Source organism: Mesorhizobium montanum, assembly GCF_033977145.1.
Classification (GTDB): domain Bacteria; phylum Pseudomonadota; class Alphaproteobacteria; order Rhizobiales; family Rhizobiaceae; genus Mesorhizobium; species Mesorhizobium montanum.
Genome location: NZ_JAVIJF010000007.1, coordinates 151,327 through 175,824 on the forward strand (window position 1 = coordinate 151,327; position 24,498 = coordinate 175,824).

The following is a 24,498-nucleotide window of genomic DNA, read 5'->3' on the forward strand; positions in this document are numbered from 1 at the left end:
CCGCAGATTGTTGGCGCGAGCGAAAACTCTGGCTAAATCTTTGACCTTACTGCATTTTTCCAAGCACGGAGGCGCGGCTTCCGCTATCCCCGGTCGAAAGTCGATTGCCGTCTAGCACAGGCTTTTTAAGACCGCAATGCATCGTCCGGCATGCTTTTCAGGCACTTTTGTCGCATCGGGCGGCGGAGGCCAACCCTTAGTTCCAGATTCAGGCTTCAAAGCCGAAGGCAAGGGCGAGCGGTGCGGACGCCAATACCAGTTCGACAACCACCGAGACCCAGTTGTAAGGCGTATTGGCTCCGTCCGACATCATGGCCAGCAAGCGGCCGAATGCCGTAAACAGCCATGAGAACCCGAGGGCCATGAATAAAAAGAGTTGCGGCCCCAAAATAAGGCAGCACAAGCTGACACCGAGATAGAAGCCTGCCATGGTGGCGCGACCTTCAGCGATCGCTTCCGGCTTTTCCCCAACGGGTTGCAGTCGCCTGATCCTGAAGCCGATCCGCGGCGCCAGAAACATCAGCAGGCCGAACACAAACGTGATGGCTGCGCTTGACCACGCTCCCCATTGGACCTGATTGATCGGCCACAGAATCGAAAATTCCATAACTTTCTCTTTGAAATGAACGTCGCAGAAATCCGGGGCATTCTAGCCAAGCTAAAGACATGCGCCAGATGGGCGTCAGCTATTTTCGAGCAGCCGAGTGTCAGCCAAGCGCGAAATCGACCGCGGCCTCGGCATGGATGCGCGTTGTGTCGAACACCGGAACGTCGAAATCGCCTTGGCCGATCAGCATGGTGATCTCGGTGCAGCCCATGATGACGCCGTCCACCTGATCGGTGCGCCGCATCCGGCCGACTTCGTCGAGGTAGGCGGATTTCGATTCGGATCTGACGACACCCTGGCAGAGCTCGTCATAGATCACCTTGTGCACCATGTCGCGGCCGGCCTGGTCCGGCACGACCGGCTGCAGCCCGTATTTGTCCGCGAGCCGGCCCTTGTAGAAATCCTGCTCCATGGTGAAGCGTGTCGCGAGCAGCGCCGGTCGTTTCACGCCCGCATCGACAACGGCGCGCCCGGTTGCGTCGGCGATGTGGATGAGCGGCGCAGATATGGCCGCCTGCACCGCATCGGCCAGCTTGTGCATGGTGTTGGTGCAGATCACCAGGCCCTCGGCGCCGCCCGCCTCCAGCCTGCGCGCGGCTTCCACCAGGAGAACGGCGGCGCCTTCCCAGTCGCCGGCATGCTGCCGCTCGGCGATCTCGGCGAAATCGAACGACCACAGCAAGAGCTTCGCCGAATGCAGCCCGCCCAGCCGCTCGCGCACGATCTCGTTGAGCAGGCGGTAATAGATCGCCGTCGATTCCCAGCTCATGCCGCCGATGAGGCCGAGGGTTTTCATGAGGACTTGTTCCTTTCCGATGCGATCGCCATATTGTGACTACATGAGACTACAAGCGAGGTCGCCATGAAAACCGTCCAGCTTCGGGAGGCCAAGGCAGGGCTCTCGGCACTTGTCGCGGCCGCGGAGAGCGGTAAGCCCACCATTATCACAAAGCATGGTGAGCCAGCGGCGGCTATCGTTTCGGTCGAGGACTTGCAAAAGCTTTATCCGGCCAAGCATCGAAACTTTGGAGAGTTCCTTCTGACCTATCCGGGGGGAATCGAACTTGAAAGGAACGAGTCACCGTCGCGGGATGTCGACCTTTGAGTGGCTATCTTATCGATACTTCCATCTTATCGGCATTCGCGCCTGGAAGGCCGCCGCTTGCAAGAGACATCGCCAACTGGATCGTGAGCCAAGGCGCAAAGCAAACACTCTTCATACCGGTTATGGCGATCACCGAAATCGAGAAAAGCATATGCAAGCTGGCTCGCGCCGGGGCCACAAAACGCGCCGAGGGTCTCAATGCTTGGCTTAACGAAACTATCGAAGACTTTGCCGATCAAATTCTAGCGGTCAACGCCGATATAGGGCGAAGAGCGGGTCAAATGGAGGAAGCTGCCTCCGCACAAGGAAAGAATCCGGGTCTGGCGGACATATTGATCGCGGCTACGGCGGCAACCAACGAACTCACTGTGATAACGGCAAACATCAGGCATTTTGAGGCGCTTGGCGTTTGGTGCTGGAATATCCTGCAAGACCCACCGAACCCCGAGTAGTCATCCCATTCTCACAAAAAACTCTGCGGGTCGATGTCAACCTGCACCCGCACCGAGCCGCGCAGCTTTGGTCCATCCGCCAGCATGGCGCGGATGAAACCCTGCATGTCGGCGCGCCGCTCGCCCTGCACCAGCAGGCGGAAGCGGTGGCGGCCGCCGATCAGCGACAGCGGCGCCTCGGCCGGGCCGAGCACGAAGAGATCGGAGGCGGTGGGCGCGGCGCGCCTTAAGGCCCTCGCATGGCTTTCGGCCTCGCCACGGGTCGCGGCGCTGATGATGATGCCTGCGAGTCGACCGAACGGCGGCAGCGCCGCGCGTTCACGCTCGGCGATCTCACGTTCGTAGAAGGCTTCCGAATCGCCCGAGACGATCGCCCGCATCACCGGATGGTCGGGCTGGTAGGTCTGCAGCAGGCCAAGGCTCTTCTTGCCGGTGCGGCCGGCGCGACCCGTCACCTGGCTGAGCAGTTGGAAGGTGCGCTCGGCGGCGCGCGGATCGCCATTGGCCAATCCCAGATCGGCATCGACGACACCGACCAGGGTCATGCCGGGAAAATTGTGGCCCTTGGCGACAAGCTGCGTGCCGATGACGATGTCGGCCTCACCATTGGCCACCGCTTCCAGTTCGAGCCTCAGCCGGCGCACGCCGCCCAGAAGGTCGGACGACAGCACGATGGTGCGGGCATCCGGAAAATGCCCCACCACTTCCTCGGCGATGCGCTCGACACCCGGCCCGCAGGCCACCAGGTGATCGAGCGTGCCGCATTCCGGGCAGGCTTCCGGCCGCCGTTCATTGTGACCGCAATGGTGGCAGACGAGCTGGCCGCGAAAGCGATGCTCGACCAGCCAGGCCGAACAGACAGGACAGCCGAAGCGGTGGCCGCAGACGCGGCAGAGCGTCAGCGGCGCATAACCGCGGCGGTTGAGGAACAGCAGCGACTGCTCTTGTCTCTCAAGCGTGCGCTGCATCTGTTCCACCAGGACCGGCGACAGGAAGCCGCCGCGCGCCGGCGGCGAGCGCCGCATGTCGATCGACTTCAGGTCGGGGAGCGCCGCTTCGGCGAAACGCGACGACAGCACGGCCCGGTCGTAGCGGCCCTGGCTGGCATTGACCCGGCTTTCCACCGACGGCGTCGCCGAGGCAAGCACGACCGGGAAGCCGCCGATATGGCCGCGCACCACCGCCATGTCGCGCGCATTGTAGAACACGCGGTCTTCCTGCTTGTAGGCGGGGTCGTGCTCCTCGTCGACGACGATCAGGCCGAGTTGCTTGAACGGCAGGAACAGCGCCGAGCGCGCGCCGGCGACGACGCGCACGCCGCCTTCCGCCACCTGCCGCCAGACGCGTTCGCGCATCCGGGGCGGCAGGTCGGAATGCCATTCCGCCGGCTTGGCGCCGAAGCGATCCTGGAAGCGTTCGAGGAAAGCATGCGTCAGCGCGATCTCGGGCAACAGGATCAGCACCTGCCTGCCCTTGTCGAGCGCCGCCGCCACCGCTTCGAAATAGACTTCCGTCTTGCCGGATCCGGTGACGCCGTCGAGAAGGGTGACATTGAAGGCATCGGCCGCGATGGCCGCGCGCAGCTTCTCTGCCGCAACGTTCTGATCCGGCATCAGCTCCGGCATGGCGTGGCCTGTATCGGGTGCAGCCACCACCGGACGCGGCGGGATCATCACCGTCTCGAACACGCCCTGTGCCCTTAGGCCGTCGATCACGGTCGAGGAGACGCCCGCCGCATGCGCCAGCCCCGAGCGCGTCCAGGCCAGCCCGCCTTTGGCAGTCTCCAGCACGCGTCGCCGCGCATCCGTCAATCGGTCCGGTTCGGCCAGCGTTCGCTGCAATCCTTCGATCCAGGGCTCCGGATCGAAAGCCTCCGGCGCCCTCAGCAGCATGCGCGCCACCATGCCGGGGGCCGACAGCGTGTATTGCGCGATCCAGTCGACGAAGCGGCGCATGCCCCTGTCGATCGGCGGGCAGTCGAAGACCTCTTCGATCGGTCGCAGTTTCTTCGGGTTGACCGTCTCGACCGCGCCGTCCCAGACGATGCCCGCGACCTGGCGCGGCCCCAGCGGCACGCGCACGATCGAGCCCGGCACCACGCGCATGCCTGCCGGCACGGCATAGGTGTAGGGCCGTTCGGCCGGCATCGGCACCAGCACAGGCGCGGCCGCGACAAAGGGCGAATCTTCGATCATCGGGCGTGACCTTGCCCCGACTTTGCTCTAGATCAAAGGGGACCCTCGCATCTGCCTGGCCGGCGCCGGGCAATCCCCAAGGAGACAGCCATGAAGTTTTTTGTCGATACCGCTGACATCAAGGAAATTAAGGAGCTGCACGATCTGGGGCTGCTCGATGGCGTCACCACCAACCCGTCGCTGATCCTGAAATCGGGCGGCAAGATTTCCGAAGTCACCAAGCAGATCTGCGACATCGTCGAAGGCCCGGTCTCGGCCGAGGTCGTGGCGACCGAATTCAAGGACATGATGGCCGAGGCGAAGATTCTGGCCAAGATCGCGCCGAATGTCGTCATCAAGGTGCCGCTGACACTGGACGGCCTGAAGGCCTGCAAGACCATCCGCACCGAGATGAACCGCATGGTCAATGTCACGCTCTGCTTCTCGGCCAACCAGGCGCTGCTCGCCGCCAAGGCCGGCGCCTCCTTCATCTCGCCCTTCGTCGGCCGCATCGACGACACCGGCTCGGACGGCATGGAGGTGATCTCCGAGATCCGCACCATCTACGACAATTACGATTTCAAGACCGAGATCCTGACCGCCTCGGTGCGCACGGTGAACCACGTCAAGCAGGCCGCGCTGATCGGCGCCGATATCATCACCGCGCCGCCGGCGACGCTGAAGGCGCTGGTCAATCACCCGCTGACCGACAAGGGCCTCGCCGCCTTCCTCGCCGACTGGGCCAAGACCGGCCAGAAGATCAGCTGAAGCCGGAGCAATTCCAGGAAAAGTGTATAACGATTTTCCGTCCGGGAATTGCGCAAGGCAAAAAGCTACTGAGTAGCGAAGCAGGCCGGGCGACCGGCCTTCTGCGTGGCAAAGTGCCTATGCCTTGGCAGGTGGCATGCCTTGGCGATTGGCCGGAACGCCCATCGTGATCGTCATCCACGGGCGGAGCAAGGAGCGAAGCGACGCGCGCAGACCCGAGGATCCATTCCGTGAAATACGAGCGTTGCAACGGTGCAGAATTCTGCTCCGCGGCACCCTTCGATCAAGGTCACGGAATGGATCCCAGGGTCTCCGCGACGCCGCTTCGCGGCTGCTCCGCCCAGGGATGACGAGGTTGGGGAGGCTTCAGCCAATCCCCGGCGAGGAACTAAGCATTCTTGCCGTGCTTGACCAGGTCCTGGGCGATCGAAAGCCGCAGCAGATCGGCAAGCTCTCGCGCGGCGCGGTTCTCGGCGTCGATCTGCGCGCGGTAGGCCGCGTATTCCTGGCGCGGCCGGTCGAAGGACGACGGGATCGAGCGCTTGCCGACGGCAACCACCGCGCCGGTGGTGTCCCTCAGCACATAGTTGGCCGTCAGCGTCACCGTACCCGCCGTCGGCTCGTCTTCCTCGGTCTGCACCTGGACGATGGCCGCCGATTCGACCAGTTCTGCAACGCCGAGATCGAGCGTATAGGCCGGCGAGGCCGGCTCGCCCGAGCCTTGCCCGAAGGCGAAGATCAGATTGTTGCGCACCTGCTGGGCGTAACGGGTGTTGACCGGCTTGATCGAGATCGAGGCCAGTTCGGCTGATGGGCTGAGCTGCGATCCGGGCGACAGCGGCTGGCTGGAATAAAGCGGCCGCACCGTGCAGGCCGAGACCAGCGCCAGCGCGGCGACCATGCCGCAAACCGCCAAGCGGCCGCGCAGGAGGGCCGCTTGTGACTTCACCGGATCAGGCAACGACATTGACGATCCTTTGCGGCACGATGATCACCTTGCGCGGGGCCTTACCTTCCAGCGCTTTTTGCACGAAGTCGAGGGCCAGCACCGCTTTTTCGACGGCACCTTGATCCGCGTCGCGGGCAATTGTCAAATCCCCGCGCTTCTTGCCGTTGACCTGCACCGGCAGCACGATCTCGTCGTCGACGACCAGCGCCGGATCGTAGACCGGCCAGGGCCGTTCGGCGACCATCTCGGTGCCGCCCAGCGTCTGCCAGCATTCCTCCGCCAGATGCGGCATGATCGGCGCGATGACGTGCACCATGATCTCCACCGCCTCGCGGCAGGCCCCCTTCAGCGCAGCATCGGCCTTGCCTTCGGCGACGTCGTTGAGCGGCGTCGCCAGCGCATTGGCGAGCTCATAGATGCGGGCGATCGCGCGATTGAAGCCGAGCTTCTCGATGTCCTCGCCGATCGCCTTCAGGATCCTGTGCGCGGTCTTGGAAACGGCGCCCGCCTCGCCATCCTTCGCTGTCACCGGCTTGACGCCGGGAAGCTGCTCGGCCGCGATCTGCACCAGGCGCCAGATGCGCTGCACGAAGCGGTGCGCGCCGGCCGCACCGTCATCGGTCCATTCGACGTCGCGCTCCGGCGGTGAGTCCGACAGCATGAACCAGCGTGCCGTATCGGCGCCGTAGCCGTCGGTGATCTCTTCCGGGCTCACCGTGTTCTTCTTCGACTTCGACATCTTCTCCAGCGCGCCGATCGTCGCTTCCTCGCCGGTGGAGATTTCGACGGCGCGGCGCTTGCCGCCCAAATCCTCGAGCCTGACCTCGCTCGGCGATAGCCAGCGTCCATTGTTGGACGGGCCGCCGACCCGATAGGTCTCGTGCACCACCATGCCTTGCGTGAACAGGCCCTTGAACGGTTCGGCAAGGTTCAGGTGGCCGGTCTCGCGCATGGCGCGGGTGAAGAAGCGCGAATAGAGCAGATGCAGGATCGCGTGCTCGATGCCGCCGATATACTGGTCGACCGCCAGCCATTCGTCGGCCGCTTTCGGCTCGGTCGGCTCGTTTGCCCACGGCGCGGTGAAGCGCGCGAAATACCACGACGAATCGACGAAAGTGTCCATCGTGTCGGTCTCGCGCCGCGCATCGCGGCCGCATTGCGGGCATTTCACATGCCGCCAGGTCGGATGGCGGTCGAGCGGATTGCCGGGACGGTCGAACTCGATGTCGTCGGGCAGTTTTACCGGCAGGTCGGCCTTCGGCACAGGCACCACGCCGCAGGCTTCGCAATGGATCATCGGGATCGGGCAGCCCCAATAGCGCTGGCGCGAAATACCCCAGTCGCGCAGGCGGAAATTCACCTTGCGCTCCGCCATCGGCCGGCCACCGATCGTCTTTTGCTCCAGGAGCTTCGCCACCTCGTCGAACGCCCGCTCCGGCTTCATGCCGTCGAGGAAGCGCGAATTGATCATCACGCCGTCGTCGACATAGGCCTCCTCGATGATCTGGAAGCTTCCTTGATTTTCGCCTTCCGGCATCACTACGGGGATCACCGGCAGGCCGTATTTGTTGGCGAAGTCGAGGTCGCGCTGGTCGCCCGACGGGCAGCCGAAAATGGCGCCGGTGCCGTATTCCATCAGCACGAAATTGGCGACATAGACGGGCAGCGTCCAGTTCTCGTCGAACGGGTGGACGACGCGGATGCCGGTGTCGAAACCTTTCTTCTCGGCCGTCTCGAGCGCGGCCACCGAGGTGCCCATATGGCGCACCTCCTCGATGAACTTGGCCAGCTCGACATTGCTCTCGGCGGCCTTCCTGGCCAGCGGGTGGTCGGCGGCGACCGCCATGAAGGAGGCGCCGAAGATGGTGTCGGGCCGGGTCGTGTAGACTTCCAGTTCATGCGTGTCGCCAACCGGTGCGGCCAGCGGCCAGCGGATCAGCAGCCCCTCCGAACGGCCGATCCAGTTGTGCTGCATCAGCTTGACCTTCTCCGGCCATTCGTCGAGCCGGTCGAGCGAGTCCAGCAGGTCCTGCGCAAAGTCGGTGATCTTGAAGAACCACTGCGTCAGCTCGCGCTGCTCGACCAGCGCGCCCGAGCGCCAGCCGCGGCCATCGATGACCTGCTCGTTGGCGAGCACGGTCATGTCCTCCGGGTCCCAGTTGACCTTGGAGGATTTGCGCGTCACCAGCCCCTTCTCGACAAAGTCGAGGAACAGCATCTGCTGGCGATGATAGTAGTCGACGTCGCAGGTCGCGAACTCGCGCGCCCAGTCGAGCGACAGGCCCATCATCTTGAGCTGCTCGCGCATGACGGCGATGTTCTCGTAGGTCCAGTCCTTGGGGTGGACCTTGTTTTGCATGGCGGCGTTTTCGGCCGGCATGCCGAAAGCGTCCCAGCCCATCGGATGCAGGACGTTGAAGCCCTTGGCGCGCTTGTAGCGTGCAACCACGTCGCCCATCGTGTAGTTGCGGGTATGGCCGATATGGATCTTGCCCGACGGATAGGGGAACATCTCGAGCACGTAGTATTTCGGCTTCGGATCGTCGTTCCTGGCCTCGAACAGCTTCTTTTCGGCCCAGGCCTTCTGCCATTTGGGCTCTGACGTGCGCGGATTGTAACGTTCGGTTGCCATCGGATGTTTTTCACTTAAAAGCAGGCACTGGGCGCCGGACACGGCCGGCAGCCGGGAAATGTCGACGCGGTGTTCACCATGGATTGCCAGACCCGTCAACTGCGGCAGGCCGGCATGACCATGAAAACATAGGCAGGATATAAGGCATGACGAGCGCGGTTGAGCAGCTTCACGCGGTCGAAGCGAAGATCGCGAGTGCCGAACGCGAGGCAAGGCGCAAGCCGGGCGCCGTCACGTTGGTCGCGGTGTCGAAGACCTTCGCGGCTGAGGATATCCGCCCGGTCATCGAGACCGGCCAGCGGGTCTTCGGCGAGAACCGCGTGCAGGAAGCGCAAGGCAAATGGCCGGCGCTGAGGGAAGCATTTCCCGATATCGAGCTGCACCTGATCGGACCGCTGCAGTCCAACAAGGCCAAGGAAGCCGTCGCGCTGTTCGATGTCATCGAGACTGTCGACCGCGAGAAGATCGCCGCCGAGCTCGCCAAGGAGATCGCCAGGCAGGGCCGGTCGCCAAAACTCTATGTCCAGGTCAACACCGGCTCCGAGCCGCAGAAGGCCGGCATCGAACCGCGCGAAGCGGTCGCCTTCGTCGAACGCTGCCGCGGCGTGCACGGCCTCGCCATCGAAGGGCTGATGTGCATCCCGCCGGCCGAAGAGAATCCAGGCCCGCATTTCGCGCTGCTGGAAAAGATCGCCCGCGAGGCCAGCCTCGAAAAACTGTCGATGGGCATGTCCGGCGATTACGAGATGGCGATCGCCTTCGGCGCGACCAGCGTAAGGGTTGGCTCGGCGATCTTCGGCAGCCGCTGACATCCACACTGCCGCTCCAAAAGCACCTTTGTTGCTAATCCCTGGCGCCACCTATATACCTAGCCAAGCTAGCTAGGTGGTTCCAATGAACTGGCATCTGCAGGACGCAAAAAACAATCTTTCGAAGCTGGTTCAACAGGCGCGCGAGAAAGGGCCGCAGATCATCACCCTGCGCGGAAAGCCCGCCGCTGTTGTCCTGGCCGCTGAAGAATATGAAAGGCTGGTTGGATCCAAGCCTTCGTTGGTAGAGTATCTTCTGTCTGGCCCTGAATGGGACGACGAATTCGCTGAGGAGGTTAATCGCCGCTCCAAAGGTCCCGGCAGAGACGTTGACCTTTGATGTTTCTTTTGGACACAAATGTCGTCTCGGCCGCTCGAAAGCACAAAGCTTCAGTGGCGGATTGGCTGGTCCGGCAGGACAGGCAGTCTTTCTTTCTGAGCGTAATTACACTCGGCGAAATCGCCCGCGGAATCGAAATGAAGCGGCGAAACGATTTGGACGCGGCAAACCATCTTGCGACGTGGTTTCATGGCTTGCGCCACAGCTACGGGAATCGAATTCTCGATATCGACGAGAAAACAGCGGCTGAATGGGGCCGTATCTCAGCCCTGCGCACGCGCGGCGACGCGGATGGTCTGATTGCCGCTACGGCCCTCGTCCATGATCTCATCTTGGTGACACGCAACGTTGCCGATTTCGAAGACACCGGTGTTACGATCTTCAATCCGTGGGAAAGCTCATCCTGAGGCTCGCCGCATCGCTGGCGGCAAAGGCGAGCGCGTCATACCACCGCATTGTCGCGTCGCACCACCACGTTAGCTGCGTGCGCAGGAAGCAAGTGGCTCCTTTCAACGCCAAGGAGGCTCCCATGACCACCACACGCCACGACCAGCAGACCATGCACGACCGCCGGGTCTCCCGCGGACTGCACCGATGGGTCTATTTCGCCATGATAGGACTTGCAGCCTGTTACGCGCTTTCGGCCTGGATCGGCTTCGCCGGCAGCGGCTCTGACGACTATCTGCTGTTCGTCGTGACGGGATTCATCGTGATGTCGGTGGCTTTGCCGGCCATCGCCGGCCGTGTCTGGCGTCATCACCGAATTAGCGCTCCTGGCAGGAGCAAAGCCCTCGCCGACTGGTTGGCAGGCGAATTCGATGCCGGCGAGCGTCCGGTGAAGGCCAGCACTGCGACGATCGAAATCCTGCTGCCGCTTGCCGCAGTGGCCCTCGGCATGACGGCATTCGCGATCCTTGCCCTGGTGGAAGGCTGAGCCCCCGGCAATCGTCACGATCTCGTTACCGGCCCGCCTGCAGGACGATATCGTTGAGCCAGCGCTTGAAACGAAACGGACCGTTCCTATTTCCCCTGTGCCATTTCAATCCTTCTCCCGGGGAAGCTCACCATGCGCTATAATCAACTCGGCAACACCGGCCTGTTCGTTTCCGAACTCTGCCTCGGCACAATGACCTTCGGCGCCGCCGGCGAGAATGCCCAATGGGGCCTCATCGCCAGCCTTGACCAGAAAGGCGTGAACGAGATCGTAAGCCGCTCGATCGCCGCCGGCGTCAATTTCTTCGACACGGCCGATGTCTATTCGGTCGGCCAGTCCGAGCAGTTGCTCGGCCAGTCGCTCAAGGATCTCGGCATCAAGCGTTCGGACATTATCATCGCCACCAAGGTGCATGGCGCCATGGGCAGCGGGCCAAACGAGCGCGGCTCCTCGCGCGGCCACATCATGGATTCGGTCGACGGCAGCCTGGAGCGGCTGCAGCTCGAACATATCGACCTTTACCAATTGCACGGCACCGACACGGTGACGCCGATCGACGAGACGCTGCGCGCGCTCGACGATCTCGTCGTCAGCGGCAAGGTACGCTATGTCGGCGTCTCCAACTGGCAGGCCTGGCGCATAGCCAAGGCGCTGGGCATTGCCGATCGCAAAGGCTTTGCCCGCTTCGAGACCATTCAGTCCTATTACTCGATCGCCGGCCGCGATCTCGAGCGTGAGATCGTGCCGCTCATCAATGAAGATAAGCTTGGCCTGATGGTGTGGTCGCCGATGGCCGGCGGCCTGCTCTCCGGCAAATACGGCCCAGGCGCTCCCGGCAATGGCGAGGGCCGCCGTGCCTCTTTCAACTTTCCGCCGGTGAACGAAGACCGCGCCTGGGCGGCGGTCGCGATCATGCGCGAGATCGCCAGGAAGCACGATGTCAGCGTCGCCACGGTGGCGCTGGGCTACGTGCTGGCCAAGCCATTCGTGATGAGCGTCATCATCGGCGCCAGCCGCATGGACCAGCTTGAGCAGAACCTTGCCGCGACTGGTTTGAAGCTCGACGCCGACGACCTCGCCAGGCTCGATGAGGTGAGCGCGCTGCCTGCCGAATATCCCGGCTGGATGCTGGAGCGGCAAGGCGCCGGCCGGCGGCCGGCGCCGTTCGTGCCGAAGGCGTGATCCATCAATAAGCCGGCTTTTTCGGGAGCCGCGTGTCCTTGGACGCGCGGCTTTCCCTTTTCAAAGACGAACGGTTTCCGCGAGAAAGTCGAGAAAGGCCCGCACCCGCGCCGGCAGATGCTTGCCCTGGCCGACATAGACGGCGTGCGTCTGCTCCTCGTCGCCGGGATTGAACGCTTCCAGCAACTGCACGAGCCGCCCAGTGGCGATGTCGGGCTCGACGTGCCAGCGTGCCAGCCGTGCGATGCCCGCTCCCGCCAATGTCGTCAGCCGCATAGCTTCGCCGTCGCTCAAGATCGCGTTGCCGGCGATCGGAACCATGACCGGCGCGCCTTTTGCGTCCAGGAATGGCACGCCGTCGATATGCCGCACGAAGCCGAAGGCGAGCAGGTTATGACTGGTCAATTCGGCAGGCGTCCGCGGCACGCCGCGTGCTTCGAGATAAGCGGGCGCGGCGACGACCACCATCCGGCTCTGGCCGAGCTTGCGCGCTACCAGGCGTGATTCGCGCAGCGGGCCGGCGCGGATCGCAACGTCGGCGCGCTCCTCCATCAGGTCGATGACGCTGTCGGTCAGCACCGCCTCGACGGAGATTTCCGGATAGCGTTCGAGGAAGCGCGGCAACAGCGGCATCAGGCGGTGCTGGCCGAACGGCACATAGGAGTTGACCCTCAGCCTGCCGCGCGGCGCCGCGCCCGCCGCTGCCTCACGCTCGGCCGCGTCGAGATCGGCGAGGATCCGCATGCCGCTGTCGTGGAAGGCCGCCCCCTCGGGCGTCAGTTGCAGCCGGCGTGTCGAGCGGCTGATGAGCCGGGCGCCAAGCCGCGCCTCCAGTCGTGCGATCAGCTTGCTCACCGCCGACGGCGTCATGCGAAACGCCCGCGCCGCGGCCGAGAAGCTGCCCGCCTCGACCACGCGGACGAACACTTCGATCTCGCCGGAGCGATTGATTTCGGGTCTCGCCATCCGTGAATCTATTTCACAGACAATATGCCTGATGCAAGGCTGGTTCACAGCTTGGCGGATCACGATCTTCCGGTCGATGCATGATCCCGAAAAGTGGAAACCGGTTTTCGGGATCATGCATCGACAAAGAATCAGATCAGGGCGATGCTCGACGAAGCGTCGTCCTGATCTGGGGGCGCGGGACCGAAGCGTCCTCTCCAGATCAAACGGACCATCGCCATGCCTCTTGCTCTTTATGCCCTCACCGCCGGCGCCTTCGGTATCGGCGTCACCGAATTCGTCATCATGGGCCTGCTGCTCGATGTCAGCGCCGATCTCGGCGTCTCGATCTCGGCGGCGGGCCTGCTCATTTCCGGCTATGCGCTGGGCGTCGTCGTCGGCGCACCGCTGCTTGGCGCATTGACCGGTCGTCTGCCGCGCAAGACTTTGCTGCTTGCCCTGATGGTGGTCTTCACCATCGGCAATCTCGCCTGTGCGCTGGCGCCCGACTACTGGACGCTGATGGCGGCGCGCGTGCTCACCGCCTTCGCCCACGCCTCCTTCTTCGGTGTCGGATCGGTCGTCGCCACCGGGCTGGTCGCGCCCAACCGGAAGGCCTCGGCGATCGCGCTGATGTTCACCGGCCTCACCGTCGCCAACATCCTCGGCGTGCCGTTCGGCACCTGGCTCGGTCAGGCTTATGGCTGGCGCTCGACCTTTCTCGCCGTCACGCTGGTCGGCGTCGTCGCCTTTGCCGTGATCGCGCTGCTGGTGCCGCGCGACGAGCCGGCCGCGGTGGACGTGGAGGCGAACTCCGAGGGCACGCTCGCCGTGCTCGGCCGCCGGCCTGTGCTGCTCGGCCTTCTCACCACCGTGCTGAGCTGGGTCGGCGTCTTTGCCGCCTTCACCTATCTGGCGCCGATCCTCACCCGCGTCAGCGGCTTTTCCGAAGCGTCGGTGTCGCCGATCCTGCTTGTCTTCGGCGGCGGGCTGGTCGCCGGCAACCTGCTTGGCGGACGCCTGGCCGACCGCCATCTGGTGCCGACGGTCGTCGGCACGCTGGTCGCGCTCTCGGCGGTGCTGTTCGTCATGACCGCGGCAATCCATCAGCCCATCGCCGCGATCGTCGCCGTCGGCCTGCTCGGCGCCGCCGCCTTCGCCACCGTCGCGCCGCTGCAGATGTGGGTGCTGGAGAAGGCCGAGGGCGCCGGCCAGGGCCTGGCTTCCTCCTTCAACATCGCCGCCTTCAATCTCGGCAACGCCATCGGCGCCTGGCTCGGCGGCTTCGTCATCGATCACGGGCCCGGCCTCGGCGCCGTCACCTTCGTTGCCGGCCTGGTGCCGCTCGCCGCGCTCGGCGTCGTGCTCATGGCGCTGCGTCTCGAACGTGGCCGGGCGATCGGCGCAGCCGCGCCGGCGCAGTGCTGATTGCCGATCCTTTCGACTAATCAGGAGAAAAAAGATGGAATATCGACGTCTCGGCGCTTCCGGTCTGAAAGTGCCTGCACTTTCCTTCGGCGCCGGAACCTTCGGCGGCTCCGGCCCGCTGTTCAGCCACTGGGGCAACAGCGACGCGCAGGAAGCGCGCCGCCTTGTCGACATCTGCCTGGAGGCAGGCGTCAACCTCTTCGACACCGCCGATGTCTATTCGAACGGCGCTTCCGAGGAAGTGCTTGGCGAGGCGATCAAGGGCCGCCGCGACGCGGTGCTGATCTCGACCAAGACGTCCCTACCGATGGGCGACGGCCCGGCCGACTGGGGCTCGTCGCGGTCGCGCCTGATCCGCTCTATCGACGCGGCGCTGAAGCGCCTCGGCACCGACTATATCGACCTGCTGCAACTTCACGCCTTCGACGCCTCGACGCCGATCGAGGAAGTGCTGTCGACGCTTGACCACCTCGTGCGCTCCGGCAAGCTGCGCTATGTCGGCGTCTCCAACTTCTCCGGCTGGCAGGTGATGAAGTCGCTCGGCCTGGCCGACAGGCACGGCTACCCGCGCTACGTCGCGCATCAGGTCTATTACTCGCTGGTCGGCCGCGACTATGAGTGGGAGCTGATGCCGCTCGGTATCGACCAGGGCGTCGGCGCGCTGGTCTGGAGCCCGCTCGGCTGGGGCCGGCTGACCGGCAAGATCCGTCGCGGACAACCCTTGCCGGAGAAGAGCCGGCTGCATGACACCGCTGATTTCGGCCCGCCGGTCGAGGACGAGCATCTCTTTAACGTGGTCGATGCGCTGGAAGCGGTTGCGGCCGAGACCGACAAGACCGTGCCGCAAATCGCCATCAACTGGCTCTTGCAGCGGCCGACCGTGTCGTCGGTGATCATCGGCGCCCGCAACGAGGAGCAGTTGCGGCAGAACCTCGGCGCCGTCGGCTGGAGCTTGACGTCGGAGCAGATGAAGAAACTCGACGCGGCAAGCGAGGTCACCGCACCCTATCCGTATTTCCCCTATCGGCGCCAGGAAGGTTTCGCCCGGCTGAATCCGCCGGCGGTGTGATTGGAGATTGGCGAAAGCCGTAAGGAGAGAGCTCAATCTCCTCCCTTAAGGGGGGAGATGGCCGGCAGGGGTGTGAAGGATCGCGACGTTCAGCCCTTATTCGTTCACAGGGCTTCCCACGATCCCGTCTCGGCAAACCTTCTCAGCACTGGCGCCGGCCCGAAAATCGCGCGACCTGTGCGCCCGTGCCAAAACTCCAGCCGTTCAACGATCTTGCCGGCGCCTTCGAGCCCGGCCCAGAACATCGGCCCGCCCTTGCCGATCGGGAAGCCGTAGCCGTTGACCCAGACGACATCGATATCGGACGCCCGCGCGGCGATGCCCTCCGCGACGATTTTCGCGCCTTCGTTGACCAGTGGATAGAGCGTGCGCTCGATGATCTCGTCGGCGCCGATTTCGCGCCGGGCGATCCCAAGTTCCGCCGCCTTGGCGCGGATCAGTTCCTCGACCTCCGGGTCCGCAACCGGCTCGCGCGAGCCGCCCTCATAGCGATACCAGCCGCGCCCGGTCTTCTGGCCGAAGCGGCCCTGCTCGCAGAGCGTATCGGCAATCACCGCCGTCTGTCCGCGCGCTTTGCGGTTGCGCCAGCCGATGTCGAGGCCGGCGAGGTCGCCCATCTGGAAGGGGCCCATCGGCCAGCCGAAATCGGAAAACGCCGTGTCGACCTGGGCGGGTGTCGCGCCCTCGAGCAAGAGCGCTTCGTTTTCCGCACCACGCGCCGACAGCATGCGGTTGCCGACGAAGCCGTGGCAGACGCCGACGACGACCGCCACCTTACCGATGCGCCGGGCGAGATCGGTGATCGTTGCAAGCGCCTCGGGCGCCGTCTTTTCGGCGCGCACGATCTCCAGCAGCTTCATGACGTTTGCCGGCGAAAAGAAATGCATGCCGAGCACATCCCGCGGCCGCGAGGTCGAGGCGGCGATTTCGTCGACGTCGAGATAGGAGGTGTTGGTGGCGAGGATGGCACCGGGCCTGGCGACGGCGTCGAGCTTGCCGAACACTTCTTTCTTGACCGCCATGTCCTCGAACACGGCCTCGATAATCAAATCGCAATCGGCGAGATCGGCATAGTCGGTGCTGCCCTTGAACAGGCCGAGCCGCTGGTGCCTGGCCTCTTCGCTCAGCGAGCCGCGGCTGACCGAGACGGCATAGTTTTTCTCGATCGTCGCCAGCCCGCGCCGCAGCGCCTCCTCGCTTGTCTCCAGCAAGGTCACCGGCAAGCCGCCATTGGCAAAAGCCATGGCGATGCCGCCGCCCATCGTGCCGGCGCCGATGATGCCGACGCGTTCTATCCGGCGCTTCTGCAGATCCTTGCCCGGAATTTTCGCCGCCTCGCGTTCGGCGAAGAACAGATGCCGTTGTGCGCGCGACTGGTCGCCGGAAACGAGTTTCAGGAAGAGTTGCCGCTCGGCCGCAAGCGCCTCGTCGAACGGCAAGGTGATCGCATTGCGCACCGCCTCGGCGCAGGCAAGCGGCGCTTCCAGTCCGCGCGCTTTCCTGGCCAGCTCTGCCGCCTGGGCGTCGAAGGCGGCAAGATCGGTCCCGGCAAGGCGGTCATTGCGCTCTCGCAGCGGCACGAACGGGCCGCCCTGACCAGCCATTTCGCTGGCGAAACGAATAGCCCGCGGCAACAGATCCCCGTCGACAACCGCGTCGGCAAGACCGACCGCCTTCGCCTCGCCGGCCGAAATCGGCGTTCCGGAAACGATCATGCCGAGCGCTTTCGCGGCGCCCACCAGGCGCGGCAGGCGCACCGTGCCGCCGCCGCCCGGCAGCAGGCCGAGCTTCACTTCCGGCAGGCCGAGCTTGGCGCCTTGATAGGCGACACGGAAATGACAACCGAGCGCCAGCTCCAGGCCGCCGCCGAGCGCCGTGCCGTGGATGGCCGCGACGGTCGGTTTGGCAATGGTTTCCAGCAAGGCGATGATGGCGCGCAGCTCCGGCTGCTCGACAGGCTTGCCGAATTCGGTGATGTCGGCGCCGGCGACGAAAGTGCGTCCGGCACAGGCGATGACGATCGCGATCGCGGCGGGATCGTCGCGCAGCGTGGCGAGCGCCTCATGGAGCGGTTTGCGGACGTGAAAACTCAGCGCATTGACCGGCGGGTTGTCGATCGTGACCACCGCGACGCCGTTCTCGTTTGCGACGGCGATAGAACTAGACAAGCGGAACCTCCCGAGACCGGCTGCGATCGGGCTAGGGTTTACTAGGCCTGCCGGCGTATGGGAACCCGATCCGGCGTTGGCCTAATGGTTGGCGACGCCCGTTAATTGTCGACCCGGCCGAAGGGAGGCACGTCGCCGATCACTTCGCGCTTGTCCTTGCCGCAGGTGAAGGCTTTTGCCTTGTCGTCGGCGAGCTTGCGCGCCTGGTCGTTGGCCTGCGCGTTGCCGGTGGCTAAAACCAGGCCGATCGTGCAGCCCTGATGCTCCTCCGGCTGCGCGACCTTGGCGATCACCAGCACCTCGATCGACTTCTTCTCGTCCTGCGGGTTGCTGACCGAGCGGCGGTGAATGGCGGCGAAAGGGACGGCGACGTCGCCGGTGGTCTCGATGCGCCACTCGACCTTGGGGCCGGAGCCGTTGAAGGCGGAAAAGCTCTCCCAGACGGCGGTCATGTCATCGGACGGAAAGCCGTAATAGACGGATTCACGCGCATCATCGTAGCCGATCAGCACCGGATAGCCGCGGTAGCCGGAGCAGACGAGGCTTGCCCAATCGCCGTCGCCTTCGGCAGCCTGCGCATAGGTCACGCAGTCCTTCTTCCAGTCGAGATCGGTGTAGGCGCTGGAGATGTCGCCCGCCTGGGCCGCCTGGCAGAAGCCGGCTAGGGCAAGCGGGATCAGAAGAGCGCGCATCACTGACAACTCCGTTTCGAGCTGCCGAAAGCGTACCGCCAATTGTTATTTCTTCAAGCTGGCTTCGATGAGCAGGTCGGCGTTGCGCGCGACGACCGCCGCCGGTCCACCCAGTCCGAAAAGCTGACCGCTGATATAGGCGCCTTCGATGAGAAGCAGCAGCCCGTCGCCGAGCGTATCGGCATCGCTCGCGCCCATCGCGGCTGCCATGGCGCGCAGGCGCCGGCGCAGTTCCTGCTTGTTGTTCTCGCTCACCACCCGCGCGGGATGGCCGTGCTCGGGATATTCCACCGCCGCGTTGGTCATGCCGCAACCGCGGTAGTCGCGCTTCTGCGTGCGTTTGCCGACACGGGTCAGGAAAGCGATGATCTGCGCGCGCGGATTGCCCGGATGCGCATCGACGGCCTCGTCGAACCGTTCCCAGAATTCCAGGTCATATTTTCGCAGATAAGAGGCAGCCAGCTCGTCCTTGGACGGGAAGCTGCGGTAGAGGCTCGGCTTGGTGACGCCGGCGCGCCTGACGATCTCGTCGACGCCGATCGCCCTTATGCCCTCGCGGTAAAAAAGGTCGCGTGCGACGTCCAGGATCTTGTCCGCTGCCTTTGGGGCCGGGACCTCGCTCAACGACACTTCAATTTTATTGTCCGATGGCATGCAAACAACTCGCTTGACAATGTTACTGACCGGTACGTATGTAGCATCACCTCATTGCAACGTACCGGTCAGTAACATGATAGCCCAGTCTCGTCCGTTTGGCCAGCGCTACGCTTTCGTCGTCGTTGCCGTCATTTTCTTCTGCCTGCTGATCGCGGCCGGGCTTCGCTCGGCACCCTCGGTTATGATGGTTCCGCTGGAAGAGAGTTTTGGCTGGCACCGCGACGTGACCTCCTGGGCCGCCAGTGTCGGCATCCTGCTCTACGGACTGACCGGGCCGTTCGCCGCGGCGCTGATGGAGCGTATCGGCATGCGCCGCACGCTGCTTGGCGCGCTGCTGGTGATGTCGGGATCGACCGCGCTCAGCCTGTTCATGACTGAGCCCTGGCACCTTTTCCTTACCTGGGGCGTGTTTTCCGGCATCGGCTCGGGCGCGGTGGCAAGCGTGCTCGGTGCTACGATCGTCAATCGCTGGTTCAAGACCAATCGCGGGCTGATGATGGGCCTGATGTCGGCCTCCAGCGCTACCGGCATGCTGGTGTTCCTGCCGCTCATCGCCTCGCTGGCGCAGAGCGGCGGCTGGAAGCCGGTTGCGATCGCCGTGGCGGTCGCAACGGCGGCCCTGATACCGTTCGTCTTGCTGCTGGTGCCCGAGCGCCCGGCTTCCATCGGCCAGGTGCGCTACGGCGCCGATGCCGACGACGTGCCGCCGGTATCGCCTGCCTCGCAGGGCAACTTCCTCGCGCATACGCTGAACACGCTGCGCCGCGCGGCGGGTACCAGGGTGTTCTGGTACCTGTTCGCCACTTTCTTCGTCTGCGGCTTCACCACCAACGGTCTCGTCGGCACGCATCTCATCGCCTTCTGCGGCGACATGGGCATCGGCGAGGTGCAGGCCGCCGGACTGCTGTCGATGATGGGCATATTCGACCTGATCGGCACCACGCTGTCCGGCTGGCTCACCGACCGTTTCGATCCGCGCAAGCTGCTCGGCGTCTACTACGCGGTGCGCGGCCTATCGCTGATCTACCTGCCTTATTCCGGCTTCTCGGCGACCAGCCTGGTCATCTTCGCCGTGCTCTACGGTCTCGACTGGATCGCCACCGTGCCGCCGACGCTGCGGCTCGCCAACGAGGCTTTCGGCGACCGCAGCGGGCCGATCGTCTTCGGCTGGATCGTCGCCGGTCATCAGGTCGGCGCCGCGGCGGCCGCCGCTTTCGGCGGCACCATGCGGGAGCTGCAGGGCAATTACGAGCTGGCGTTCCTGATTGCGGGGATGACGGGCATCGCCGCGGCCTGTATTTCGCTGCTCATCAACACCGACAGGCCAGCGTTTGAGCCGCAGGCGGCGTAGGCGACGGCCTTCCCTTCTCCCCTTGTGGGAGAAGGTGGCCGAGCGAAGCTCGGTCGGATGAGGGGTGTTCCAGAAGACACCAGCGTCTCACTCCGCTGGAACACCCCTCATCCGTCTCGGCGCTGCGCGCCGATCCACCTTCTCCCACAAGGGGAGAAGGAAAGAGCAGCCTGTTCACTGTTATCAAAACTTCATGGTTCCGAGATGCGCCTGAAACATTGAGTCGAGAATTTGGCGGTCCCGTTCAAAGCCATCCGGAGACAGCCATGAACAAGCTTGCCCTTACCCGCCGCGCTTTCGTCACCTCGGCCAGCGCCTTTGGCCTCGTCGGCGCCTCCGGCCTCGCGCTGCCTTACTATTCCCGCGCCAATCAGCGCCCCGCGTTCACGCACGGCGTCCAGTCGGGCGACGTCGACGCCATCTCCGGCATGGTCTGGACCCGCACCGATCGCCCGGCGCGCGTCATGTATGAAGTGTCGACGACCGAAAGCTTCGCCAACGCCACCAGGCTTGCGCCGCTCGATACCTCGCCGGCCAGCGATTACACGGCGAAGCGGCTGCTCACCGACCTCGCTTCCGACCAGGACATCTTCTACCGCATGGTCGCGGCCGATCTTTCCGACATCAACGCCGTCTCCGAGCCGATCGTCGGCCGTTTCCGCACCGCGCCGTCGTCCAAGCGCGATGTGCGCTTCGCCTGGTCGGGCGACACCGCCGGCCAGGGCTGGGGCATCGACGAGACCGGCATGAAGACCTATTCCACCATCGCCAGGCACACGCCGGACTTCTTCCTGCATTCCGGCGACACGATCTATGCGGACGGCGCCATGAAGGACGAGGTCGACCTGCCCGGCGGCGGCAAGTGGAAGAACGTCGTCATGCTCGACGGCAAGCGCAAGGTCGCCGAGACGCTGGACGAGTACCGCGATCAGTGGAAGTACAACATGATGGACAAGCATGTGCTTGGCCTCTCGGCCATCTGTCCGACCTTCTATCAGTGGGATGACCACGAGGTGCTGAACAACTGGTCGGATTCAAAGGACCTGACCGCCGACAACCGCTACACGGAAAAGTCGATCCATGTGCTGGCGGCGCGCGCGGCGCGGGCTTTCCATGAAATGACCACCATCCGCTACGAGCCGTCGGAGCCGGGCCGCGTCTACCGCAAGATTTCGCACGGGCCGCTGCTCGACGTGTTCTTCCTCGACATGCGTTCCTATCGCGGCCCGAACGGCCCCGACCTGGAAGAAACCCTGACGCCGAAGTCACGCATGATCGGCGAAGAGCAATCCAAATGGCTGAAGCGCGAACTGGCCAATTCCAAGGCGACGTGGAAGATCATCGCCGCCGACATGCCGCTCAGCCTCGTCGTCTGGGACGACGCGGCGAAGAAGGTTGGCTTCGAGGCCGTCAGCAACAACGACAATGGCGCGCCGAAGGGCCGCGAGCTCGAATTCGCCGATGTGCTGCGTTTCATCAAGAACGCCGGCATCACCAACACGGTGTGGCTGACCGCGGACGTGCACTATACGGCGGCGCATTACTACAACCCCGACAAGGCGCAGTTCCAGGATTTCAACCCGTTCTGGGAATTCGTCTCCGGCCCGATCCACGCCGGGACTTTCGGCCCCAACGACCTCGACATGACCTTTGGACCGGAGCTGAAGTTCATCAAGGCGCCGACCGCCGAGCAAGGCCAGAACCTGCCGCCGTCGGCGGGCCTGCAGTTCTTCGGGCTGGTCGATATTTCCGGCGCCACCGAGCAGCTCACCGTGCGGCTGATGGATCGCGACGACAACGAGCTCTACAAGGTCACGCTCGATCCGGTTCGGTCGGCGTAAGGCTGTTGCTGCAGAATGGCGACCGCGGATGCGCGGTCGTCAATCCGGATAGCAGGCCCGCGGAATGTTCGGCCACACCGCATTGTCGCAGTTGGCGTCCTTCTGCCGCTGCTTGAAGGCGGCGCTGACCGGGCCGGTCACGACGGGATCGACGCCGTCAGGGGCGTCGGCGAACATCTGCTGCGCGGTCTGGGCGGGCGGCGAGATCGGACCAGCTTCCCTCAGCGCAGCCGCCGACTGCGCGGCACCTGCCGCGACGAGAACGCCAAGTCCCGCCCACGCAAAAACCGGACGCAATCTGGACATCTGATCGGTCATGAACATCGAACTGCCCGGCCCCTCAAAGGTTCCGCCTTGGTTAACAGAATCATTTCACACCAAGACGTTTAAGAATCAGTGACCATCATTTGGGGCCGGGCCTCCCCTTTCGCAATTGCGAAAAACCCTGTATGAGCCGCGCAACCGAAAAAGGCGGCGCCTTCGGGCCGGCTGCCTGCAACGTTCCCGAGACCAGACAATGAACATCCGTAATATCGCGATCATCGCGCACGTCGACCATGGAAAGACCACTCTGGTCGACCAGCTCCTGAAACAGTCCGGATCATTCCGCGACAACCAGCGCGTCGCCGAGCGCGCCATGGACTCCAACGACCTGGAGAAGGAACGCGGCATCACCATCCTGGCCAAGGCGACCTCGGTCGACTGGCATGGCACCCGCATCAACATCGTCGACACGCCCGGACACGCCGATTTCGGCGGTGAGGTCGAGCGCATCCTGTCGATGGTGGATTCGGCGATTGTCTTGGTCGACGCCGCCGAAGGCCCGATGCCGCAGACCAAGTTCGTCGTCGGCAAGGCGCTCAAAGTGGGCCTGCGGCCAATCGTCGTCATCAACAAGATCGACCGCCCGGACGCCCGCCATGTCGAAGTGGTCAACGAGGTGTTCGACCTGTTCGCCGCGCTCGACGCCACCGACGAGCAGCTCGATTTCCCGATCCTCTACGGTTCCGGCCGCGACGGCTGGGTGTCGGAAAATCCCGAAGGCCCGAAGGACCAGCAGCTGGCGCCGCTGTTCGACCTCGTGGTCAAGCATGTGCCGGCGCCGACCGTGCATCCCGGTCCGTTCCGCATGATCGGCACCATCCTCGAAGCCAATCCGTTCCTCGGTCGCATCATCACCGGCCGCATCGAATCCGGCACGCTGAAGGCCAACCAGGCGGTCAAGGTGCTGCACAATGACGGCACCCAGATCGAAACCGGCCGCATCTCCAAGATCCTCGCCTTCCGCGGCCTCGAGCGCCAACCGATCGAGGAAGCGCAGGCAGGCGACATCGTCGCCATCGCCGGCCTGTCGAAGGGCACCGTCGCCGACACTTTCTGCGACCCGGCGGTGAGCGAGCCGCTGCACGCGCAGCCGATCGACCCGCCGACCGTGACCATGTCCTTCCTCGTCAACGACAGCCCGCTTGCCGGCACCGAAGGCGACAAGGTGACCAGCCGCGTCATCCGCGACCGGCTGCTGCGCGAGGCCGAAGGCAATGTCGCGCTGAAGATCGAGGAATCGCCTGACAAGGATTCCTTCTTCGTCTCCGGCCGCGGCGAATTGCAGCTTGCGGTGCTGATCGAGACGATGCGCCGCGAAGGCTTCGAGCTTGCCGTGTCGCGTCCGCGCGTCGTCATGCAGAAGGGCGAAGACGGCCAGTTGCTTGAGCCGGTCGAGGAAGTCGTCATCGACGTCGACGAGGAGCATGCCGGCGTCGTCGTGCAGAAGATGTCGGAGCGCAAGGCCGAGATGGTCGAGCTGCGTCCCTCCGGCGGCAACCGCCAGCGTCTCGTCTTCCACGCGCCGACGCGCGGCCTGATCGGCTACCAGTCGGAACTGTTGACCGATACGCGCGGCACCGCTGTGATGAACCGTCTGTTCTTCGCCTATGAGCCCTATAAGGGCGAGCTGCCCGGCCGCACCAATGGCGTGCTGATCTCCAACGAACAGGGCGAGTCGGTCGCCTATGCGATGTGGAACCTCGAAGACCGCGGCCCGATGGTCATCGATCCGGGCGTCAAGGTCTATCAGGGGATGATCATCGGCATCCACAGCAGAGACAACGATCTCGAAGTGAATGTGCTCAAGGGCAAGAAGCTGACCAACATCCGCGCCGCCGGCAAGGATGAGGCGGTCAAGCTGACGCCGCCGATCCGCATGACGCTGGAGCGCGCGCTGGCCTGGATCCAGGACGACGAGCTGGTCGAGGTGACGCCGAAGACGATCCGGCTGCGCAAGCTCTATCTCGACCCGAACGAGCGCAAGCGTTTCGAGAAGTCGGCCAAGGCGGTCGGCGCAGCGTAAGCTTTCCGGAGAAGGTTCGAAAGAGGGAGCTGATGCTCCCTCTTTTCG

At 64.1% G+C, this 24,498-nt stretch carries 23 protein-coding genes; 13 read left to right on the forward strand and 10 right to left on the reverse strand.

Annotated features, from left to right (window positions below):
• Positions 1-208: 208 nt before the first annotated feature.
• Both RFM68_RS11660 and RFM68_RS11665 read right to left on the reverse strand, forming a co-directional pair.
• Complete coding sequence (locus tag RFM68_RS11660) at positions 209-607, reverse strand: AGROH133_08824 family phage infection protein (RefSeq protein WP_320233099.1); 399 nt, start codon at positions 605-607, stop codon at positions 209-211.
• Positions 608-707: 100 nt separating this feature from the next.
• Positions 708-1,403, reverse strand: coding sequence for an aspartate/glutamate racemase family protein (locus tag RFM68_RS11665; RefSeq protein WP_320233101.1), 696 nt, complete (start codon positions 1,401-1,403; stop codon positions 708-710).
• Between the two features lie 66 nt (positions 1,404-1,469).
• On the opposite strand from RFM68_RS11665, the gene RFM68_RS11670 reads away from it, so the two are divergent.
• Together RFM68_RS11670 and RFM68_RS11675 are read left to right on the forward strand one after the other, a co-directional pair.
• Positions 1,470-1,712 carry a type II toxin-antitoxin system Phd/YefM family antitoxin gene (locus tag RFM68_RS11670; protein WP_320233103.1) on the forward strand — a complete coding sequence of 81 codons (243 nt, stop codon included), beginning with the start codon at positions 1,470-1,472 and terminating at the stop codon, positions 1,710-1,712.
• The gene (locus tag RFM68_RS11675) at positions 1,709-2,164 is read left to right on the forward strand and encodes a PIN domain-containing protein (protein ID WP_320233105.1); all 456 of its coding nucleotides are present in this window, start codon (positions 1,709-1,711) and stop codon (positions 2,162-2,164) included. Before RFM68_RS11670 ends, RFM68_RS11675 begins: the two co-directional genes overlap by 4 nt.
• Positions 2,165-2,175: 11 nt before the next feature.
• On the opposite strand, the gene RFM68_RS11680 is transcribed toward RFM68_RS11675, so the two are convergent.
• Entirely contained in the window at positions 2,176-4,359 is a 2,184-nt protein-coding gene (locus tag RFM68_RS11680; protein ID WP_320233107.1) for a primosomal protein N', read from the reverse strand.
• Positions 4,360-4,449: 90 nt separating this feature from the next.
• Here RFM68_RS11680 and fsa point away from each other — a divergent pair, with 90 nt between their 5' ends.
• A complete protein-coding gene (gene fsa / locus RFM68_RS11685) occupies positions 4,450-5,106 on the forward strand; it encodes a fructose-6-phosphate aldolase (RefSeq protein ID WP_320233109.1) in 657 nt (218 codons plus the stop codon).
• A gap of 388 nt (positions 5,107-5,494) precedes the next feature.
• On the opposite strand, the gene lptE is transcribed toward fsa, so the two are convergent.
• Both lptE and leuS read right to left on the reverse strand, forming a co-directional pair.
• Positions 5,495-6,073 (reverse strand): LPS assembly lipoprotein LptE, encoded by a 579-nt coding sequence (gene lptE, locus RFM68_RS11690; RefSeq protein WP_320233111.1) that lies wholly within the window; start codon positions 6,071-6,073, stop codon positions 5,495-5,497.
• A complete protein-coding gene (leuS, locus tag RFM68_RS11695; RefSeq protein ID WP_320233113.1) occupies positions 6,060-8,687 on the reverse strand; it encodes a leucine--tRNA ligase in 2,628 nt (875 codons plus the stop codon). Before leuS ends, lptE begins: the two co-directional genes overlap by 14 nt.
• A 146-nt stretch (positions 8,688-8,833) precedes the next feature.
• Between leuS and RFM68_RS11700 the strand changes: the two genes are divergently transcribed.
• From RFM68_RS11700 to RFM68_RS11720, 5 genes are all read left to right on the forward strand, one after another.
• Positions 8,834-9,496, forward strand: coding sequence for a YggS family pyridoxal phosphate-dependent enzyme (locus tag RFM68_RS11700; protein ID WP_320233115.1), 663 nt, complete (start codon positions 8,834-8,836; stop codon positions 9,494-9,496).
• 85 nt (positions 9,497-9,581) lie between these two features.
• On the forward strand, positions 9,582-9,836 hold the full coding sequence (locus tag RFM68_RS11705) for a type II toxin-antitoxin system Phd/YefM family antitoxin (protein WP_320233117.1): 255 nt from the start codon (positions 9,582-9,584) through the stop codon (positions 9,834-9,836).
• On the forward strand, positions 9,836-10,243 hold the full coding sequence (locus RFM68_RS11710; RefSeq protein WP_320233119.1) for a type II toxin-antitoxin system VapC family toxin: 408 nt from the start codon (positions 9,836-9,838) through the stop codon (positions 10,241-10,243). The genes RFM68_RS11705 and RFM68_RS11710 overlap by 1 nt, the downstream gene beginning before the upstream one ends.
• Before the next feature lie 122 nt (positions 10,244-10,365).
• Positions 10,366-10,770, forward strand: coding sequence for a hypothetical protein (locus tag RFM68_RS11715; RefSeq protein WP_320233120.1), 405 nt, complete (start codon positions 10,366-10,368; stop codon positions 10,768-10,770).
• Between the two features lie 132 nt (positions 10,771-10,902).
• Entirely contained in the window at positions 10,903-11,952 is a 1,050-nt protein-coding gene (locus tag RFM68_RS11720; protein ID WP_320233121.1) for an aldo/keto reductase, read from the forward strand.
• 60 nt (positions 11,953-12,012) lie between these two features.
• On the opposite strand, the gene RFM68_RS11725 is transcribed toward RFM68_RS11720, so the two are convergent.
• The gene (locus RFM68_RS11725) at positions 12,013-12,918 is read right to left on the reverse strand and encodes a LysR family transcriptional regulator (protein ID WP_320233124.1); all 906 of its coding nucleotides are present in this window, start codon (positions 12,916-12,918) and stop codon (positions 12,013-12,015) included.
• A gap of 219 nt (positions 12,919-13,137) precedes the next feature.
• Between RFM68_RS11725 and RFM68_RS11730 the strand changes: the two genes are divergently transcribed.
• Entirely contained in the window at positions 13,138-14,325 is a 1,188-nt protein-coding gene (locus RFM68_RS11730) for an MFS transporter (RefSeq protein ID WP_320233126.1), read from the forward strand.
• A 34-nt stretch (positions 14,326-14,359) separates the two neighbouring features.
• A complete protein-coding gene (locus RFM68_RS11735) occupies positions 14,360-15,394 on the forward strand; it encodes an aldo/keto reductase (protein WP_320233128.1) in 1,035 nt (344 codons plus the stop codon).
• 104 nt (positions 15,395-15,498) lie between these two features.
• Here the strand turns inward: RFM68_RS11735 and RFM68_RS11740 are convergent, their stop codons facing one another.
• The 3 genes from RFM68_RS11740 to RFM68_RS11750 all read right to left on the reverse strand — a co-directional run bounded on the left by RFM68_RS11740 (position 15,499) and on the right by RFM68_RS11750 (position 18,908).
• Positions 15,499-17,562 (reverse strand): 3-hydroxyacyl-CoA dehydrogenase NAD-binding domain-containing protein, encoded by a 2,064-nt coding sequence (locus RFM68_RS11740; RefSeq protein ID WP_320233130.1) that lies wholly within the window; start codon positions 17,560-17,562, stop codon positions 15,499-15,501.
• 101 nt (positions 17,563-17,663) lie between these two features.
• Entirely contained in the window at positions 17,664-18,254 is a 591-nt protein-coding gene (locus RFM68_RS11745) for a hypothetical protein (protein ID WP_320233256.1), read from the reverse strand.
• A gap of 45 nt (positions 18,255-18,299) precedes the next feature.
• Entirely contained in the window at positions 18,300-18,908 is a 609-nt protein-coding gene (locus RFM68_RS11750; RefSeq protein WP_320233132.1) for a TetR/AcrR family transcriptional regulator, read from the reverse strand.
• 76 nt (positions 18,909-18,984) lie between these two features.
• Here RFM68_RS11750 and RFM68_RS11755 point away from each other — a divergent pair, with 76 nt between their 5' ends.
• Together RFM68_RS11755 and RFM68_RS11760 are read left to right on the forward strand one after the other, a co-directional pair.
• On the forward strand, positions 18,985-20,262 hold the full coding sequence (locus RFM68_RS11755) for an MFS transporter (RefSeq protein WP_320233134.1): 1,278 nt from the start codon (positions 18,985-18,987) through the stop codon (positions 20,260-20,262).
• Between the two features lie 266 nt (positions 20,263-20,528).
• Positions 20,529-22,103 carry an alkaline phosphatase D family protein gene (locus RFM68_RS11760; RefSeq protein ID WP_320233135.1) on the forward strand — a complete coding sequence of 525 codons (1,575 nt, stop codon included), beginning with the start codon at positions 20,529-20,531 and terminating at the stop codon, positions 22,101-22,103.
• 39 nt (positions 22,104-22,142) lie between these two features.
• On the opposite strand, the gene RFM68_RS11765 is transcribed toward RFM68_RS11760, so the two are convergent.
• Entirely contained in the window at positions 22,143-22,409 is a 267-nt protein-coding gene (locus RFM68_RS11765; protein WP_320233137.1) for a hypothetical protein, read from the reverse strand.
• Between the two features lie 211 nt (positions 22,410-22,620).
• Between RFM68_RS11765 and typA the strand changes: the two genes are divergently transcribed.
• Positions 22,621-24,450, forward strand: coding sequence for a translational GTPase TypA (typA, locus tag RFM68_RS11770; protein WP_320233139.1), 1,830 nt, complete (start codon positions 22,621-22,623; stop codon positions 24,448-24,450).
• Positions 24,451-24,498: the final 48 nt, after the last annotated feature.

Bases quoted from the DNA above. Each gene is read 5' to 3' on its own strand.
- RFM68_RS11710 (WP_320233119.1), top strand. From the start codon at position 9,836: ATGTTTCTTTTGGACACAAATGTCGTCTCGGCCGCTCGAAAGCACAAA.
- RFM68_RS11745 (WP_320233256.1), bottom strand. From the start codon at position 18,254: ATGCGCGCTCTTCTGATCCCGCTTGCCCTAGCCGGCTTCTGCCAGGCG.
- RFM68_RS11670 (WP_320233103.1), top strand. From the start codon at position 1,470: ATGAAAACCGTCCAGCTTCGGGAGGCCAAGGCAGGGCTCTCGGCACTT.
- RFM68_RS11720 (WP_320233121.1), top strand. From the start codon at position 10,903: ATGCGCTATAATCAACTCGGCAACACCGGCCTGTTCGTTTCCGAACTC.
- RFM68_RS11665 (WP_320233101.1), bottom strand. From the start codon at position 1,403: ATGAAAACCCTCGGCCTCATCGGCGGCATGAGCTGGGAATCGACGGCG.
- RFM68_RS11750 (WP_320233132.1), bottom strand. From the start codon at position 18,908: ATGCCATCGGACAATAAAATTGAAGTGTCGTTGAGCGAGGTCCCGGCC.
- typA (WP_320233139.1), top strand. From the start codon at position 22,621: ATGAACATCCGTAATATCGCGATCATCGCGCACGTCGACCATGGAAAG.
- RFM68_RS11680 (WP_320233107.1), bottom strand. From the start codon at position 4,359: ATGATCGAAGATTCGCCCTTTGTCGCGGCCGCGCCTGTGCTGGTGCCG.
- RFM68_RS11725 (WP_320233124.1), bottom strand. From the start codon at position 12,918: ATGGCGAGACCCGAAATCAATCGCTCCGGCGAGATCGAAGTGTTCGTC.
- lptE (WP_320233111.1), bottom strand. From the start codon at position 6,073: ATGTCGTTGCCTGATCCGGTGAAGTCACAAGCGGCCCTCCTGCGCGGC.
- RFM68_RS11755 (WP_320233134.1), top strand. From the start codon at position 18,985: ATGATAGCCCAGTCTCGTCCGTTTGGCCAGCGCTACGCTTTCGTCGTC.
- RFM68_RS11705 (WP_320233117.1), top strand. From the start codon at position 9,582: ATGAACTGGCATCTGCAGGACGCAAAAAACAATCTTTCGAAGCTGGTT.
- RFM68_RS11730 (WP_320233126.1), top strand. From the start codon at position 13,138: ATGCCTCTTGCTCTTTATGCCCTCACCGCCGGCGCCTTCGGTATCGGC.
- leuS (WP_320233113.1), bottom strand. From the start codon at position 8,687: ATGGCAACCGAACGTTACAATCCGCGCACGTCAGAGCCCAAATGGCAG.
- RFM68_RS11765 (WP_320233137.1), bottom strand. From the start codon at position 22,409: ATGTCCAGATTGCGTCCGGTTTTTGCGTGGGCGGGACTTGGCGTTCTC.
- RFM68_RS11660 (WP_320233099.1), bottom strand. From the start codon at position 607: ATGGAATTTTCGATTCTGTGGCCGATCAATCAGGTCCAATGGGGAGCG.
- RFM68_RS11735 (WP_320233128.1), top strand. From the start codon at position 14,360: ATGGAATATCGACGTCTCGGCGCTTCCGGTCTGAAAGTGCCTGCACTT.
- RFM68_RS11700 (WP_320233115.1), top strand. From the start codon at position 8,834: ATGACGAGCGCGGTTGAGCAGCTTCACGCGGTCGAAGCGAAGATCGCG.
- RFM68_RS11715 (WP_320233120.1), top strand. From the start codon at position 10,366: ATGACCACCACACGCCACGACCAGCAGACCATGCACGACCGCCGGGTC.
- fsa (WP_320233109.1), top strand. From the start codon at position 4,450: ATGAAGTTTTTTGTCGATACCGCTGACATCAAGGAAATTAAGGAGCTG.
- RFM68_RS11760 (WP_320233135.1), top strand. From the start codon at position 20,529: ATGAACAAGCTTGCCCTTACCCGCCGCGCTTTCGTCACCTCGGCCAGC.